Raw genomic sequence first — 300 nt, 5'->3', positions numbered from 1 at the left:
AACAAAAGCTCTTTCATGCATCCGCGGATGAGGAACAATAAGTTTCTCTGATTTAATATTTTCTTGGTTGTAGAGAAGAGTGTCAAGGTCTATAATTCTTGGTCCCCATCGAACAATCCTTTTTCTCCCAAGATTCTTTTCAATTTGCAAACAGCAATCCAATAATTCAAAAGGCTTTAACACTGTTTTAATCTGAATCACCATGTTTAAAAATGGATCCTGGTCAGTATAGCCGACCGGATCAGTCTCATAAATAGAAGAACAATGCACTAACACAACCTGAGAATGTTGATGTAGTAG

1 protein-coding gene is annotated in these 300 nt (G+C 36.7%); it reads right to left on the bottom strand.

Going from position 1 to position 300, the window contains the following annotated elements; translation table 11 throughout:
• Positions 1–300: 2-amino-4-hydroxy-6-hydroxymethyldihydropteridine diphosphokinase (gene folK, locus PZE06_RS28080; protein ID WP_275792411.1), on the bottom strand; the 300-nt coding region annotated here is incomplete at both ends.

The organism is Robertmurraya sp. DFI.2.37 (assembly GCF_029211245.1).
GTDB classification, from domain to species: Bacteria; Bacillota; Bacilli; order Bacillales; family Cytobacillaceae; genus Robertmurraya; species Robertmurraya methanolica_A.
This window is presented reverse-complemented; position numbering and strand designations above follow the sequence as displayed.